Below are 14,365 nucleotides of genomic sequence, written 5' to 3' on the forward strand. Positions count from 1 at the left end.
TCCCCTTCACGCGGCGGCGCGACTGCGCTGCCGCCACTGTCCCGGCGTCATACCGGTTTCCCGGTTAAACACCACCGAAAAGTAGTTACTGTCCTCAAACCCGCACTGCATAGCGATCTCACCAATTAGCCGCTCGGTATGCTGCAGCAAATACTGCGCATGGCAGATCCGCAGCTGGCGCAAATAGTGGGTTATCGTCATCCCCGTTTGCTGGCGAAACTGCTGGCGTAACGCGCGTTCGCTGCAGGCTTCACGCAGACAAAAATGCTCCAGATTAAAGGGGCGATTCAGACTTCCGGCCAGCTCAGTTAGCAGTTTATCGAGCTGAGTTTCGCTTTGCGTCGCCGCCAGATTATCAGTGGCGTAGCGATAGCGCTGGAGCGTTAGCGCCAGTTGGGCAAACAGCAGTTCCGCCATGCTATCCGCCTGCGCATCCTGCCGCGCGCTTTCGTGCTCCAGCTGGTTAATCACCTGCCTGACCTGCGCCATGCCGCTGCTGCCGATCCGCCAGTGCGGCTGCCACGGCGTGCCGAATAATCCCGGAATATGCGCCGCCCAGTCAAAATTGAGCCGCAGCCGATCCGGACAATAAATAATATTCTGCAGCACCAGGTCGTTGACCGACGCATAAGAGTGTTTATCTTCCGCGCGGATATAAAAGAGATCGCCGCGGGTAATCCGCCACGGGCGATCGTTGAGGATATGCAGACCGTTGCCGCGCCACACCAGCACCAGCTCGCAAAATTCATGGGTATGCTCGGCGAAGACGTTTTGCGGGTAACGGTCAGCCACCGCCACCGCCTGCGTGGGGGAGGCAAAAAACTCATCTTTGCGAAGCACCAGCTGACCTGCCACAACTCTCACTCCCGACGCGGAAACCAACCATTATTCGCATTTTGCTGAGGCAATACGTTGACTCTTCTCGCGTTACTGAAGAATAGCGTCGCGCCCCTGGCGAATATCGCGCGGCGACCAGTCGAATTCACGGCGAAATAGCGTCGAAAAATGGTTACTGTCGCCGAAACCGCAGCGATAAGCGATTTCTGTCACGCTATCATCGCTGTGGCGCAGCAGGTGCCGCGCTTTCATCAGGCGCACCCGGTTGAGATAGCGCTGGGGCGTCAGCCCGGTTTGCAGCTTTAACTGACGATGCAGGGTGCGTAAAGAGAGCGAAAACTGCGCCGCCACCTCCTCCCAGCATATCTCTTCGGCAAAATGGTCTTCCAGCCAGGCCATTAGTTGATTCAGCCGCGCCTCGTGGTTGCCGGCGCCTTCCGCCAGGCTGTTGCTGTGCAGCAGCACCAGTAGCTGCATAAAAAGGATCTCACGGCTGGCGATGGTATGCGGCTCGACGCCCGGACCGACCTTTTCCATCTGACCGACGATTTGCCGCACCTGCTGTAGCACCGTTTGGTTGACCCGCCAGTGTGAAAGATAGTTACCGTCCTGCTCTTGCGGCAGCAGCTGGTTCACGCCGGTCAGAAAACGAAAAGCATCCGGCGCGCGGTAAAGCACGTTGGTCAGACACAGGTTATTGGTGTGTTCGTAAAGATGGCGATCGTGATCGCGAATAAAGCAGACCGAACCGCCGCTGATGGTATAGGGCTGGCCGTTGAAAACGTGGATGCCCGTCCCCTGCTCAACGATAACAATTTCATGAAAATCATGATGATGCTCTGGAAAGGCCGCTTGTGGAAGGCGCGGTTCAATCGCCACCGCCGAGACGCCGGCCTTAAAAAAATCCGTACAGTGCAACACGGTCATAGCAGCCTCCACGAATGAGAAAAATTATCAACCGTCGTCGCAAATAGTAATTAAGGGCTGGCAATCCGGCCTTCAATTTTTGACCGCAAACCGCGTAAAGCCTGCCGTTTTTTCAAGAACCAGCCGGAAATATCCGGAACTGCGGCCAGCATCACACCCCGCCTCACGCCGCCTATAAAACGAAACTGTGACGCTTCTCACGGTCACCTTTGCTTTGTTGCCAGCCGCCCGCTTTCGCTGTCAGTAGCGAGAAGGTGACGCAGAGACGCCTTTTTTAGACTGCCTGTAATGATTTTAAGAAGGGTCGTGCCATGAGTATTCGTCATTGTGTCGCCGTTGATTTAGGCGCTTCCAGCGGTCGGGTCATGCTCGCGAATTATGCAACCGCGACGCGATCGCTGACGCTGCGCGAGGTTCATCGTTTCACTAACCGCCTGCAGAAAGTGGATGGCTACGATTGCTGGGATATCGATAGCCTGGAAGCGGAAATCCGCCGCGGGCTGGTGAAGGTGTGCGAACAGGGGATCCTGATCGACAGCATCGGTATCGACACCTGGGGCGTCGATTTCGTCTTGCTGGATAAGCACGGCCAGCGCGTCGGCCTGCCGGTTTCCTATCGCGATAGCCGCACTCACGGCCTGATGGCGCAGGCAATCGAACACCTCGGCCGCGCCAGTATCTATTGCCGCAGCGGCATCCAGTTTCTGCCGTTTAACACCCTTTATCAGCTGCGGGCGCTGGTCAACCAGCAGCCGGCGCTGGCGGAACAGGTCGCCCACGCGCTGCTGATCCCGGACTACTTCAGCTACCGCCTGACCGGCGCAATGAACTGGGAATACACCAACGCCACCACCACGCAACTGGTTAATATCAATAGCGATAACTGGGATGACGAGCTGCTCCGCTGGAGCGGCGCGCAGCCGGGCTGGTTCGGTACGCCGACGCATCCGGGCAATGTTATCGGCCACTGGATCTGCCCGCAGGGTAACCGCATCCCGGTGGTTGCCGTCGCCAGCCACGATACGGCCAGCGCCGTCATCGCCTCGCCGCTGGCGGATAAAAATGCCGCCTATCTCTCATCGGGCACCTGGTCGCTGATGGGCTTTGAAAGTAAAACGCCTTACACCAGCCAGCAGGCGCTGAAAGCAAATATCACCAATGAAGGCGGCGCCGAGGGGCGCTATCGGGTACTGAAAAACATCATGGGCCTGTGGCTGCTGCAGCAGGTACTGCAGGAGCAGAACATTAGCGATCTGCAGGCGCTGATTGTCGACACATCGCAGCTACCGGCCTGTCGTTATCTGATTGATTGCAATAACGATCGCTTTATCAACCCGGCCAATATGAGCGCCGAAATCCAGGCCGCCTGCGCGGAGTCCGCTCTGCCGATCCCGGTCACTCCCGCCGAACTGGCGCGCTGCATTTTCGACAGCCTGGCGCTGCTGTATGCCCGGGTATTGGGCGAACTGGCGGCACTCCGCGGCCACCCTTTCAGCCAGCTGCATATCGTCGGCGGCGGCTGCCAGAACGCGCTGCTTAACCAGCTATGCGCCGATGCCTGCGGCCTGCCGGTGGTGGCCGGCCCCATTGAAGCCTCCACGCTTGGCAATATCGGCATCCAGCTGATGACGCTGGATGAACTTCACAACGTCGATGAATTCCGTCAGGTGGTAGGCGACAACGCGTCGCTCACCACGTTCACCCCACATTCAGATAGCGAAATTGCCCGCTTCGTCGCGCAATTTCAGCCACAACCTACAAAGGAGCTTTGCGCATGACCACTCAACTTGAACAAGCCTGGGAAATTGCTAAGCAGCGCTATGCCGCCGTCGGCGTAGATGCCGAGGAAGCTCTGCGTCAGCTGGACCGCCTGCCGGTATCAATGCACTGCTGGCAGGGCGATGACGTGGCGGGCTTTGAAAACCCGGAAGGCAACTTAACCGGCGGCATTCAGGCCACCGGCAACTATCCCGGCAAAGCGCGCAATGCCCAGGAACTACGCGCCGATCTCGAACAGGCGCTCAGCCTGATACCGGGGCCGAAGCGCCTTAATCTGCACGCGATTTATCTCGAATCCGCCACGCCGGTAGCGCGTAATGAAATCAGGCCGGAACACTTTAAGCACTGGGTGGAATGGGCCAAACGCCACCAGTTGGGGCTCGATTTTAACCCTTCCTGCTTCTCGCATCCGCTCAGCGCCGACGGCTTTACGCTGTCGCACGCCAACCCGGAGATTCGTCAGTTCTGGATCGATCACTGTAAAGCCAGCCGCCGCATCTCCGCTTATTTCGGCGAGCAGCTTGGGACGCCATCGGTAATGAATATCTGGGTGCCGGACGGCATGAAAGATATTACCGTCGACCGCTTCGCCCCGCGCCAGCGTCTGCTGAACGCGCTGGATGAGATCATCAGCGAAAAGCTCGATCCGGCGCACCATATCGACGCCGTTGAGAGCAAGCTGTTCGGTATCGGCGCCGAAAGCTATACCGTTGGCTCCAATGAATTCTATATGGGCTACGCCGCCAGCCGTCAGACCGCGTTGTGCCTGGATGCCGGCCACTTCCATCCGACGGAAGTCATCTCCGACAAAATCTCCGCCGCCATGCTCTATATCCCGCGCCTGCTGCTGCACGTCAGCCGCCCGGTACGCTGGGACAGCGATCACGTGGTGCTGCTGGATGACGAAACCCAGGCCATCGCCAGCGAAATTATCCGCCACAACCTGTTCGACCGCGTGCATATCGGCCTCGACTTCTTTGATGCCTCCATCAACCGCATCGCGGCGTGGGTTATCGGCACCCGCAACATGAAAAAAGCCCTGCTGCGCGCGCTGCTGGAGCCGACGGCACTGCTGCGCCAGCTGGAAAACGACGGGGATTACACCGCCCGCCTGGCGCTGCTCGAAGAGCAGAAATCGCTGCCGTGGCAGGCTATCTGGGAAATGTACTGCCAGCGTCACGATACGCCGGCAGGCAGCCAGTGGCTGGAAAACGTGCGGGCCTATGAAAAAGACGTGCTGAGCCAGCGCGGCTAATGCCTGACTTTCCCCGGATTGCGCCGTATGGGGTTTATTCGGGGAGTCACACCTATTACGAATCAACAGGAAAGACAAGACTATGCACAACATCATCAATTCATGGTTCGTTCAGGGCATGATCAAAGCCACCTCCGACGCCTGGCTTAAAGGCTGGGACGAACGTAACGGCGGCAATCTGACGCTGCGCCTGGATGAAGCGGATATCGCGCCCTTCAAAGCCGATTTTCACCCCCAGCCGCGTTATATCGCCTTAAGCCAGCCGATGCCGGAACTGGCTAATCAGCCGTTTATCGTCACCGGTTCCGGTAAATTCTTCCGTAACGTGCAGCTCGCTCCCGCCGCCAACCTTGGGGTGGTGAAAGTGGACAGCGACGGCGCGGGCTACTTCATTCTGTGGGGGTTGACGGAAGAAGCCGTGCCGACCTCGGAACTGCCGGCGCATTTCCTGTCGCACTGCGAGCGCATCAAAGCCACCGGTGGCAAAGACCGCGTGATCATGCACTGCCATGCCACCAACCTGATCGCCCTGACCTACGTGCTGGAGAACAACAGCGATCTGTTCACCCGCAAGCTATGGGAAGGCAGCACCGAATGCCTGGTGGTGTTCCCGGACGGCGTCGGCATTCTGCCGTGGATGGTGCCGGGCACCGACGAGATTGGCCAGGCGACCGCCGGCGAAATGCAGAAACACTCTCTGGTGCTGTGGCCATTCCACGGCGTTTTCGGCAGCGGACCGACGCTGGATGAAACTTTCGGCCTGATCGATACCGCCGAAAAATCCGCCGAGGTATTGGTGAAAGTCTATTCGATGGGCGGCATGAAACAGACGATAAGCCGCGAAGAATTGATTGCGTTAGGCCAACGCTTTGGCGTCACGCCGCTGGCCAGCGCGCTGGCGCTCTAAGAAAGCGAGCCGCCTTGTAAGGAGAATCATCATGAGCTTTATGTTGGCACTACCGAAAATCAGCCTGCATGGCGCGGGCGCGATCGGCGATATGGTAAACCTGGTCGCAGACAAGCAGTGGGGAAAAGCGCTGATTGTCACCGACGGGCATCTGGTAGAAATGGGCCTGCTCGATAGCCTGTTTCAGGCGCTGGAAGCGCATCAACTGTCTTATCATCTGTTCGATAAGGTCTTTCCGAACCCAACCGAGGCGCTGGTTCAGCAAGGTATCGCCGCATTCCGTGCGGCGCAGTGTGACTATATCATCGCCTTTGGCGGCGGCAGCCCGATCGATACCGCTAAGGCGGTGAAAATCCTCAGCGCCAACCCGGCGCCATCGACGGCCTATTCCGGCGTGGGCAAAGTGAAAAATGCCGGCGTGCCGCTGGTGGCAATTAACACCACCGCCGGAACCGCCGCCGAAATGACCAGCAACGCGGTGATTATCGATAGCGAACGTCAGGTGAAAGAGGTCATCATCGACCCTAACATCATCCCGGATATTGCCGTCGACGACGCTAGCGTCATGCTGGATATTCCGCCGTCGGTTACCGCCGCGACCGGTATGGATGCGTTAACTCATGCCATTGAGGCGTTTGTCTCCGTCGGCGCCCATCCGCTGACCGACGCCAACGCGCTGGAAGCGATTCGCTTAATTCACCAGTGGCTGCCGCTGGCCGTTGATAACGGGCACAATCTGCAGGCACGCGAGCAGATGGCATACGGTCAGTATCTGGCAGGCATGGCGTTCAACAGCGCAGGTCTTGGTCTGGTGCACGCGCTGGCGCACCAGCCGGGCGCGACCCACAATCTGCCGCACGGCGTTTGTAATGCCATCCTGCTGCCGATCATCGAAAACTTTAACCGCCCGAACGCGGTAGCGCGTTTTGCCCGCATCGCCCAGGCGATGGGCGTCGATACGGGTGGTATGAGCGACGAAACCGCCAGCATGGCGGCGATTAATGCGATTCGCGCGTTGAGCAAACGAGTCGGTATTCCTGAAGGCTTTAGCCAGCTTGGCGTCAGTAAGGCCGATATTGAAGGCTGGCTGGATAAAGCGCTGGCCGACCCCTGCGCGCCCTGTAACCCGCGTAGCGCCAGCCGCGACGAGGTGCGCGAGTTATACCTGGAGGCGTTATGATCCGCAAAGCCTTCGTGATGCAGGTTAATCCCGACGCCCACGAGGAGTATGAGCGCCGTCATAATCCCATCTGGCCGGAACTGGAAGCGACGCTGAAAGCGCATGGCGCCCACCACTATGCGATCTATCTCGATAAACAGCGCCATCTGCTATTCGCCACAGTGGAAATTGAATCGGAAGCCCGCTGGAATGCGGTGGCGGAAACCGAGGTCTGCCAACGCTGGTGGCGCTATATGCGCGAGGTGATGCCGACGAATCCGGATAACAGCCCGCTAAGCGCTGAACTGAGTGAAGTGTTTTACCTTGCGTAATAAAGAAAACGCCTGAGCAATCAGGCGTTTTTGGTATCAGAGGGATTAGGCATTTTTGCGCACAAAGAAACCGTAGCAGCAGGCCCCCATAAACAGCAGTATCCCGCCGAGAATAAATACGTTGGTAAAGTGCCCGGTAGCATCAAGAATAATGCCGGTGATAATCGGCGCCAGCGCCGCGCCGAGAAAGCCGCCAAAGTTCTGGATAGCACCCAATGAGGCGACCTGTTCTTTCGGCGCCATATCGGTCGCTAACGTCCAGATCACGCCGGAAGGCATTTGTGAACAGAAGTAGCCCAGCGTCAGTAGCGCGATCGCAACGCCGCTATTATCAACAAACGGAATCGGCATCACGAAGCAGGCCGCCAGCGCGGCGCCCGCCACAATCGGCACTTTACGCGCGGTAACAGCGTTCATTCCTCTACGCACCAGTCTGTCAGAAAGCATCCCGCCGCACAGCACGCCGATAATACCGGCAAAGAAAGGTATCGAGGCGATAAAACCGGTCTGCTTGAGGCTAAAGCCCAGCGAGGTTTCCAGATATCCCGGCAGCCATGTCAGATAAACCCAAATGGTAAACATGATGCAGAAGTTACCGGCAATCATGAACCAGGTGGTTTTCCGGCGAAACAGTTCTCCCCAGCTGACCTTCGGCTGCTCACCTTCGGGACGTATGACTTTCCCGGTATGTATCAGCATCGCCTCGCGCGCGTCCGGGTCGCGATAAAACTTAAGCCACGCCAGCAACAATGGCAGTCCGAGCAGGCCGACAACCATGAACATGCCGCGCCAGCCGATCCATAACAGCAAAATAGTCAGCACCGGAGGCGCTATCGCATTGGCGATTTGCGAACCGGTATTGATAATTGACGTTGGCAAACCGCGTTCTTTCTCCGCAAACCAGCTCTGGGTGATCTTGATACCGGAAGTGAAGAACGGTGACTCCGCCACGCCCAGCAGCATGCGTAAGCCGTAGAAGAAGCTATAGGTGTTCACGAAGCCCATTAAGAACGTCACCGCTGACCATAACCCCAGCGCGCCGCTGAACATTTTCTTCGCGCCAAAGCGGTCTACCAGCCAGCCGGCGGGTAAATTCGCCAGCGCATAGGGCCAGAGAAACGCTGACAATAACAGCCCCATTTCAGTACCAGAGAAGCCAAACTCCCTGGCGATGGTGGTGTTCGCGATACTCAGGTTGGCGCGATCGAGGTAATTGACCACCGCGGCCAGCAGCAGGATTAAAATAATGCCCCAACGTCGACGCGAGAGTTTCGGCGCCGCAATCGCTTCAGCCGCCGTTTGATTAAGCGAACTCATAAACCCTCCTCCAGCAAGGCGCGATCGATTTTCATCACTGCTTTACGGATATGTTGCCGCTCGCCATCGCGCGGATGGCAGCACGGACGATGGATGTCCTGGGGAAAGAAAATGGCGAACATGCCAGGCTTCAGGGTTATCTGCGTCTCCTCTTCTTCAACCTGCCAGAACAGGATGTCCTGCTGCGGCGTCCGATCCTCGGTAACGCAATGACTGCCGCTTTCAGCGCGGCTGACACCCATCCGCTCCTCGCCGGAAATCAGATACTGAATATCAATGAACTGCTTGTGCGACTCCGGCCGCGCCTGCGCGAAAGGCACGCTCTCCATCTCCTGTAGCAGGCAGAAAAGTTTCCCCGGGATCAGGTCGATTTTCCCCGGCGCGAAGCGCTGGAAATCCTGGCTGGCGATAAACGCCAGCGCCTGGCGGATCGCCGGATGAAACGCGGCCTGTTGCGCAGACCACGCCTGCAGACTCGATACGATCATAACGATCCCTCCCTTAGCCGGCGATCCGCTGCTGCCACAGTTCAGTCCCGGCGCGGATCTGGTCGAGGATCACCGTCAGCCCCCAGAATTTGCTCAGCACATCGTCTTTATTAACCCGGCAGGCATCGCTGTCGAAGGTCCCCAGCCGTTGATGGTAAATTTTGGCGTTTTTCGGGTAGCCCAGCGTTTCGGTTACCGCACCCAGCGACAGAAATATCGCCAGTTCATCGGCCAGCGCCCGCTGATTTTTGCCTTCCCGCCACAGCCAGCCGTACAGTTCGGGATGGAAGTTGGTGAACACGCCGCTGAAACCTTCGGCGCCCGCCAGCATCGCCGGCCAGGCAATCGCGGCATTGGCGTTAATGACCTTCAGCGGGGTTCCCTGCGCCAGACGCACGCGGCGCTCAACGGTTGGCAGATCGCAGCTCACATCTTTCAGCACCACGAAACGACCGCTGTTGGCGCACCAGGCGAACTCGTCGTCGCTAAGCAGGCGGCGATACGGCGCCGGGCACTCGTACAGCCCCAGCGGCATGGAAGAAGGCAAAGCCGCTAACAGCGATTGCAGGGTAGCGAAAAAGACTTCACTGCCCTCATTACGCGGATCGAGATGATTAGTGACCAGCACCAGCGCATCAATGCCGGTCTGCGCCATTGCCAGCAACTCCTCTTTTTGCGCCGCCAGATCATCGCTGATATGGCCCGAGGCAATGACTGGAATGCGTCCCGCCACGCGTTGCACCACGAAACGCGCCAGCTCGACACGCTCCTGTAGGCTGAGATATTGCATTTCGCTGGACTGGCAGACGGCAAAAAGCGCATCCACGCCCTTTGCCAGATACCAATCAATCAGCTTCGCCAGCGCCGGATAATCAATCTGGTCGTCAGCGGTAAAAGGGGTCAGCATGACGGGTACAACACCGTTAATCGTTTTCATCTTATTTTTCCTGGATTAGAGGGTACGGAGTCGGGCACTTGCCTGCGCAAAGTCAGGCATGTTGGAAGCCCCCTCCAGCTCGACGGCCAGAGAGGCGAAAGCAGAGGCCCAGGTCGCGGCCTGAACCAGGGTGTTGCCGGCAGCCAGCGAGGCGGCGAGCGCGCCATTAAACGCATCGCCAGCGCCGGTGGTATCGACGGTGACCGCCGGAAAGGCGCGAATTTGGCTAAACTGGCGATTATCCAGCAGCAGCGCTCCGCGCGACCCCATGGTAATCAGAACTTTCTTTACACCTAATTCAGCGATGCGCAGCGCGGCTTCTTTGGCAGTATCAACATCGTGAATGTCGATACCGGATAATAATGAAGCCTCGGTTTCATTCGGTGTAATCACATCGATATAAGGGATGCTTTTGATTATTTCCGCCGAGTATGGCGCCGGATTGAGAATGACTGTCTTACCGAGTTCCCTGGCGATTTTTATTAGCGAATGGGTGGCGTCAAAATTATTCTCAAGCTGAACAAGTAAAACGTCGGAGGCGGACAACTCTGGAATAATCGCCTCAATCTCATTATGCGTTATTGTAGTATTGGCGCCAGAGTAAATAGCAATCATATTTTCGCCATTTTCCTGCGAAACATAAATAATGGCATTGCCGGTAGGTTCGCTCTCAGATTGATAAAGCGTATAGGAGTGTATTTCTGAACGAGTGAGATGATCGGCCGCCAGGTGGCTAAACTGATCCTTGCCCACCTTAGCGACAAAATGGACCTGCGCGCCGGCTTTACTGGCCGCCGTCGCCTGATTCGCCCCCTTGCCACCGGGCCCAAGGCTGCTGGCGAGCGCCAGTAGCGATTCTCCGCCGCGCGGAAAACGCTCCACTCGAGCCACGATATCCACATTAAATGAGCCGAATACACACACTTTGCCGTTCATCGATTTTCCTTTCTGCTGACCGCTCGCCGTAGGTTTCCGATGGTTAATCGGCTGCAGCAGCACGCCGAAACTATCACCGGTTTCAGAAATAAGTTCAGCCTTTAAATTGTGCCGGGAAATAATCGCTCCGCCATAACAACGTTGCACCAACCCCATTTCTGCAAGAATATTTAAATCACTGCGAATGGTTTCTTTTGAAACACTAAAATAAGCAGCAAAATAATTAACAAAACCACGCTCATGATCGTTTAAATATTTCAGGATATGCTTTCTACGTTCTTCTAAAAACATAATAGGCCCCAATGTCACGAATTAAGTATACGAACCCCTTCCGGAAGGAAGAGTGACATCAATCCCATGTTTTCAGGCAAAACGGAAGGAAACAAAAATGGAAAAACAATGAAGAAATTGAGTGAATAAATAATTCACTCAATCATTAATGGGAAATGAAATAATCTTCTGCGCATCAGAATAAAATGCGCAGATTCTGACTAATTTTGCTCTGCCACCAGCAGCGCCTGGGTATCCGGCTCCAGCGCCTGAAAGAGGTGTTCCCGATCGGCCGGGTAGCAGATGTAATCCCCTTCTCCCAGCTCTTCCGGCGCTTCGGTAAGACCAACGCGCGCGCGCCCCTGAGTGATAATAATATGTTCGACCGACCCGGGCGGGTGCGGGTGCGAGATCCGATCGGCGCCGGGCTGCGTCAACAGCAGATAGATGTCGCGACGCGCGCCGGGGGGACAAGCCGCCAGCAAAATGGCCTGATAGTTGGCCTGCTCAGCAACCACTTTGGTTCCTTCGCCGCGGCGAATCACCTGGGTCTGGTTGGCCTGCGGCTCCAGTAAGCGGGCGAAGGGAATGTCCAGCGCCACGCACAGCGCCCACAATGTTTCCAGGCTAGGGTTGCCATTGCCGGATTCCAGCTGTGACAGGGTCGATTTGGCTATCCCGGCGCGGCGCGCCACCTCCGCCAGTGAGAGCCCGGGGCGCGAGCGCTCGCGCGTCAGGCTTTTAGCAATTACGCTGATGGGCTGTGTCATACACCGCTCCTCGTATTTTATATCGAACGAATCGTTCGTCTTGAAAAACCATTCTGTTGCGTTCATTATAATGGAAATTCGTTCGATATGGCTAAAGCGTATGCGTTACAAATTTTCCTGTCTCAGTGGAGACACCATTAAAGCAATCATTCTGGTATGCCTGGCGGTCGGCGTGGTTGGCATGTCTTACGGTTCATTAGCGATGGCTTACGGTTTTCCACTGTGGGTGCCGTTTGTCCTTTCCATTACGGTGCTGGCCGGCGCCTCTGAGTTTATGTTTATCGGTATTGTCGCCAGCGGCGGTAACCCGCTCGCCGCGGCGGCGGCAGGTTTACTGGTGAACGCCCGCCACGTTCCTTTTGGCGTCACCGTGCGCGATCTGGTCGGCGCCCGCGCCGCCAGCCTGCTCGGCTGCCATATTATGAATGATGAGAGCGTGGTGTTCGGCCTGTCGCAGAAAACCCCGGAGCAGCGTAAAGCCGCCTACTGGCTCTGCGGGCTGGGCGTGGCGCTCATCTGGCCGCTCGGTACCCTGCTGGGCGCCGGCGTCGGTAAATTATTACCCGCACCGGAAACCATCGGCCTGGATGCGGTATTCCCGGCTATCCTGCTGGCGCTGGTGGTACCGGCTTTTAAAAAACGTACCACACTGATTCGTGCCTGTAGCGGCGCGGTTATTTCGCTTGCCGCCGTGCCCTTCGCGCCGGTTGGATTACCGGTTCTGCTCTCATTGTTTGGTTTACTGGCGAGGAAAAAATAATGGCTAATATGACGCTGTTTATCGCCGGGATCGCGATTCTGTCGATCGGCACATATCTGATGCGTTTGGGCGGGGCAAAGCTTGGCAGCCGTTTAGCGTTTTCCGAGCGCTCGCAGGCGCTGCTTTCTGATGCCGCGACGGTATTGCTTTTTTCCGTGGCACTGGCGACCACCTTTTATGAAAGCGAGCATTTTTCCGGCATGGCGCGGGTACTGGGCGTCGGTTTTGCCGTGTTCCTTGCCTGGCGCAAGATGCCGCTTATCGTGGTGATTATCGCCGCGGCGGTGGTGACGGCGCTGCTGCGCCTGGCGGGTATAAACTAAAAAAGCGCCCTGAGGCGCTCTTTCGACGGTAGTGGGTTGCTAGCTTATTTGTTCAGCTCAGCGGTCATATGCACGCGGTTACCGTTAAATGCTTCGGTAATGGTGTAAGAAGATGCGCCAGCAGCCTGCGCCTGAGCGGCGATTTGCGCTTCCGCGGCGTCCATGGTGGAAGCGGTGGCGGTCACAGATTGCGCGGCGAAAGAACCGAAAGAAGCGGCCAGAGCGATAACAGCGACAAAAGTTTTGATGCTTTTCATGATATAAACCCTTTCATTTAGTTGTTTGGATAAGGCGCCGTGCCTTGATGTGATAAATAATAGTCTTCACATCCCGTAACTAAAAGCGGAAGGATTTGCTGTCATCTTTCAAAAAAACTGACCAACAATTAACCTGCAATCAGGCGCTGCGGATGAGTATAAATCGTCGCTCTGCCTGGCCTGCAGAAGCCCACCAGCGTCAGATTACAACGCTCGGCGACTTCAACCGCCAGGGTCGTCGCCGCGGAAACGGCAAACAGAATTTCCACCCCACACATTGCGGCCTTCTGTACCATCTCATAACTGGCGCGGCTGGAGACTAAGGCCGCGCCCTGCTGCCAGCCCTCGCCTTCTTCACTACGGCGCCCCAGCAGTTTATCCAGCGCAACGTGACGGCCTACATCTTCATGCCCGCCCGCCAGTTCGCCATCAGGGCGCACCCACGCGGCGGCGTGCGTACAGCCGGTCAGACGGCCGATAGGCTGAACCTCATTTAACTGTTTGAGCGCGCGATCGAGATGAGAGAGCGCAAAGGTCTGTCTAAAGGGCAGCGGCTCGACGGGCTTACCGATATCATTTAGCTGCTCGACGCCACATACTCCACAGCCGGTACGCCCGGCGAGCGCCCGGCGGCGCTCTTTCAGCCCCATAAACCGGCGGCTGGAGAGTTCGATTTGCACTTCTACCCCGTTACAGGCCTGCACCACGTCCATCCCGTAGATCTCTTGTCGACTTTGAATAATCCCTTCCGACAGGGAAAAACCGACGGCGAAATGTTCCAGGTCACGTGGCGTCGCCATCATGACAACGTGCGAGATGCCGTTATAGACCAGAGCGACGGGTACCTCTTCAGCTACCTCGTCTGGCTGAGGATGTTGTAAATCCTCGCGTTTCCAGAGGGTAACCTGGCGATAACCTGTGACATCTGTCACATTTTTGATTTGTTCAGGAAGGTTCTTATTCACTTTCATTTAACCGTATTGGAACAGGCATACACACAATGTGGTATTCTGTTTTTATATCCCTCCAGGACCGAGGGAAATTAACTCAATTCTGAACCTTTGCGGCCTTCACCGCAAAGTAAATAACTACATGTGACAATGTCGAAACA

General features: G+C 56.7%; 16 protein-coding genes. 7 read left to right on the forward strand and 9 right to left on the reverse strand.

Annotated elements, in window-relative coordinates; genetic code table 11:
• Positions 1-6: 6 nt before the first annotated feature.
• Together rhaR and rhaS are read right to left on the reverse strand one after the other, a co-directional pair.
• Positions 7-855, reverse strand: a complete 849-nt coding sequence (gene rhaR, locus ABLV78_RS24515; protein WP_047045449.1) for an HTH-type transcriptional activator RhaR — start codon at positions 853-855, stop codon at positions 7-9.
• A gap of 72 nt (positions 856-927) precedes the next feature.
• A complete protein-coding gene (gene rhaS / locus ABLV78_RS24520) occupies positions 928-1,764 on the reverse strand; it encodes an HTH-type transcriptional activator RhaS (RefSeq protein WP_047045450.1) in 837 nt (278 codons plus the stop codon).
• Positions 1,765-2,075: 311 nt separating this feature from the next.
• Here rhaS and rhaB point away from each other — a divergent pair, with 311 nt between their 5' ends.
• From rhaB to rhaM, 5 genes are all read left to right on the forward strand, one after another.
• Positions 2,076-3,542: a rhamnulokinase gene (rhaB, locus tag ABLV78_RS24525; RefSeq protein ID WP_047045453.1), complete on the forward strand. Its 1,467-nt coding sequence runs from the start codon at positions 2,076-2,078 to the stop codon at positions 3,540-3,542.
• Positions 3,539-4,798 (forward strand): L-rhamnose isomerase, encoded by a 1,260-nt coding sequence (gene rhaA / locus ABLV78_RS24530; protein ID WP_047045456.1) that lies wholly within the window; start codon positions 3,539-3,541, stop codon positions 4,796-4,798. The genes rhaB and rhaA overlap by 4 nt, the downstream gene beginning before the upstream one ends.
• A gap of 82 nt (positions 4,799-4,880) precedes the next feature.
• The gene (gene rhaD, locus ABLV78_RS24535) at positions 4,881-5,705 is read left to right on the forward strand and encodes a rhamnulose-1-phosphate aldolase (RefSeq protein ID WP_047045459.1); all 825 of its coding nucleotides are present in this window, start codon (positions 4,881-4,883) and stop codon (positions 5,703-5,705) included.
• 31 nt (positions 5,706-5,736) lie between these two features.
• Positions 5,737-6,885, forward strand: a complete 1,149-nt coding sequence (gene fucO, locus ABLV78_RS24540) for a lactaldehyde reductase (RefSeq protein ID WP_047045462.1) — start codon at positions 5,737-5,739, stop codon at positions 6,883-6,885.
• Positions 6,882-7,196 carry an L-rhamnose mutarotase gene (gene rhaM, locus ABLV78_RS24545; protein ID WP_047045465.1) on the forward strand — a complete coding sequence of 105 codons (315 nt, stop codon included), beginning with the start codon at positions 6,882-6,884 and terminating at the stop codon, positions 7,194-7,196. Before fucO ends, rhaM begins: the two co-directional genes overlap by 4 nt.
• A 45-nt stretch (positions 7,197-7,241) precedes the next feature.
• On the opposite strand, the gene ABLV78_RS24550 is transcribed toward rhaM, so the two are convergent.
• The 5 genes from ABLV78_RS24550 to ABLV78_RS24570 form a co-directional block, all read right to left on the reverse strand.
• Positions 7,242-8,513 (reverse strand): MFS transporter, encoded by a 1,272-nt coding sequence (locus tag ABLV78_RS24550; RefSeq protein ID WP_045395280.1) that lies wholly within the window; start codon positions 8,511-8,513, stop codon positions 7,242-7,244.
• The gene (locus tag ABLV78_RS24555; RefSeq protein WP_047041910.1) at positions 8,510-9,001 is read right to left on the reverse strand and encodes a NanQ anomerase/TabA/YiaL family protein; all 492 of its coding nucleotides are present in this window, start codon (positions 8,999-9,001) and stop codon (positions 8,510-8,512) included. The genes ABLV78_RS24550 and ABLV78_RS24555 overlap by 4 nt, the downstream gene beginning before the upstream one ends.
• A 13-nt stretch (positions 9,002-9,014) precedes the next feature.
• Complete coding sequence (locus tag ABLV78_RS24560) at positions 9,015-9,938, reverse strand: Dap2 family DHDPS-related protein (protein WP_032712972.1); 924 nt, start codon at positions 9,936-9,938, stop codon at positions 9,015-9,017.
• A gap of 15 nt (positions 9,939-9,953) precedes the next feature.
• Complete coding sequence (rikA, locus tag ABLV78_RS24565) at positions 9,954-11,165, reverse strand: putative transcription factor/ribokinase fusion protein RikA (RefSeq protein ID WP_032712973.1); 1,212 nt, start codon at positions 11,163-11,165, stop codon at positions 9,954-9,956.
• A gap of 200 nt (positions 11,166-11,365) precedes the next feature.
• On the reverse strand, positions 11,366-11,914 hold the full coding sequence (locus ABLV78_RS24570) for a helix-turn-helix domain-containing protein (RefSeq protein WP_512171372.1): 549 nt from the start codon (positions 11,912-11,914) through the stop codon (positions 11,366-11,368).
• 100 nt (positions 11,915-12,014) lie between these two features.
• Between ABLV78_RS24570 and ABLV78_RS24575 the strand changes: the two genes are divergently transcribed.
• Positions 12,015-12,674, forward strand: coding sequence for an AzlC family ABC transporter permease (locus ABLV78_RS24575; protein ID WP_045395274.1), 660 nt, complete (start codon positions 12,015-12,017; stop codon positions 12,672-12,674).
• Complete coding sequence (locus ABLV78_RS24580) at positions 12,674-12,997, forward strand: branched-chain amino acid transport AzlD family protein (RefSeq protein WP_045395272.1); 324 nt, start codon at positions 12,674-12,676, stop codon at positions 12,995-12,997. The genes ABLV78_RS24575 and ABLV78_RS24580 overlap by 1 nt, the downstream gene beginning before the upstream one ends.
• Positions 12,998-13,041: 44 nt before the next feature.
• On the opposite strand, the gene ABLV78_RS24585 is transcribed toward ABLV78_RS24580, so the two are convergent.
• Positions 13,042-13,254, reverse strand: coding sequence for a YdgH/BhsA/McbA-like domain containing protein (locus ABLV78_RS24585; protein WP_047045472.1), 213 nt, complete (start codon positions 13,252-13,254; stop codon positions 13,042-13,044).
• A 128-nt stretch (positions 13,255-13,382) separates the two neighbouring features.
• On the reverse strand, positions 13,383-14,219 hold the full coding sequence (gene fdhD / locus ABLV78_RS24590) for a formate dehydrogenase accessory sulfurtransferase FdhD (RefSeq protein WP_047045503.1): 837 nt from the start codon (positions 14,217-14,219) through the stop codon (positions 13,383-13,385).
• Positions 14,220-14,365 lie beyond the last annotated feature (146 nt).

This window comes from Klebsiella sp. CN_Kp075, from assembly GCF_040065055.2.
GTDB classification, from domain to species: domain Bacteria; phylum Pseudomonadota; class Gammaproteobacteria; order Enterobacterales; family Enterobacteriaceae; genus Klebsiella; species Klebsiella aerogenes.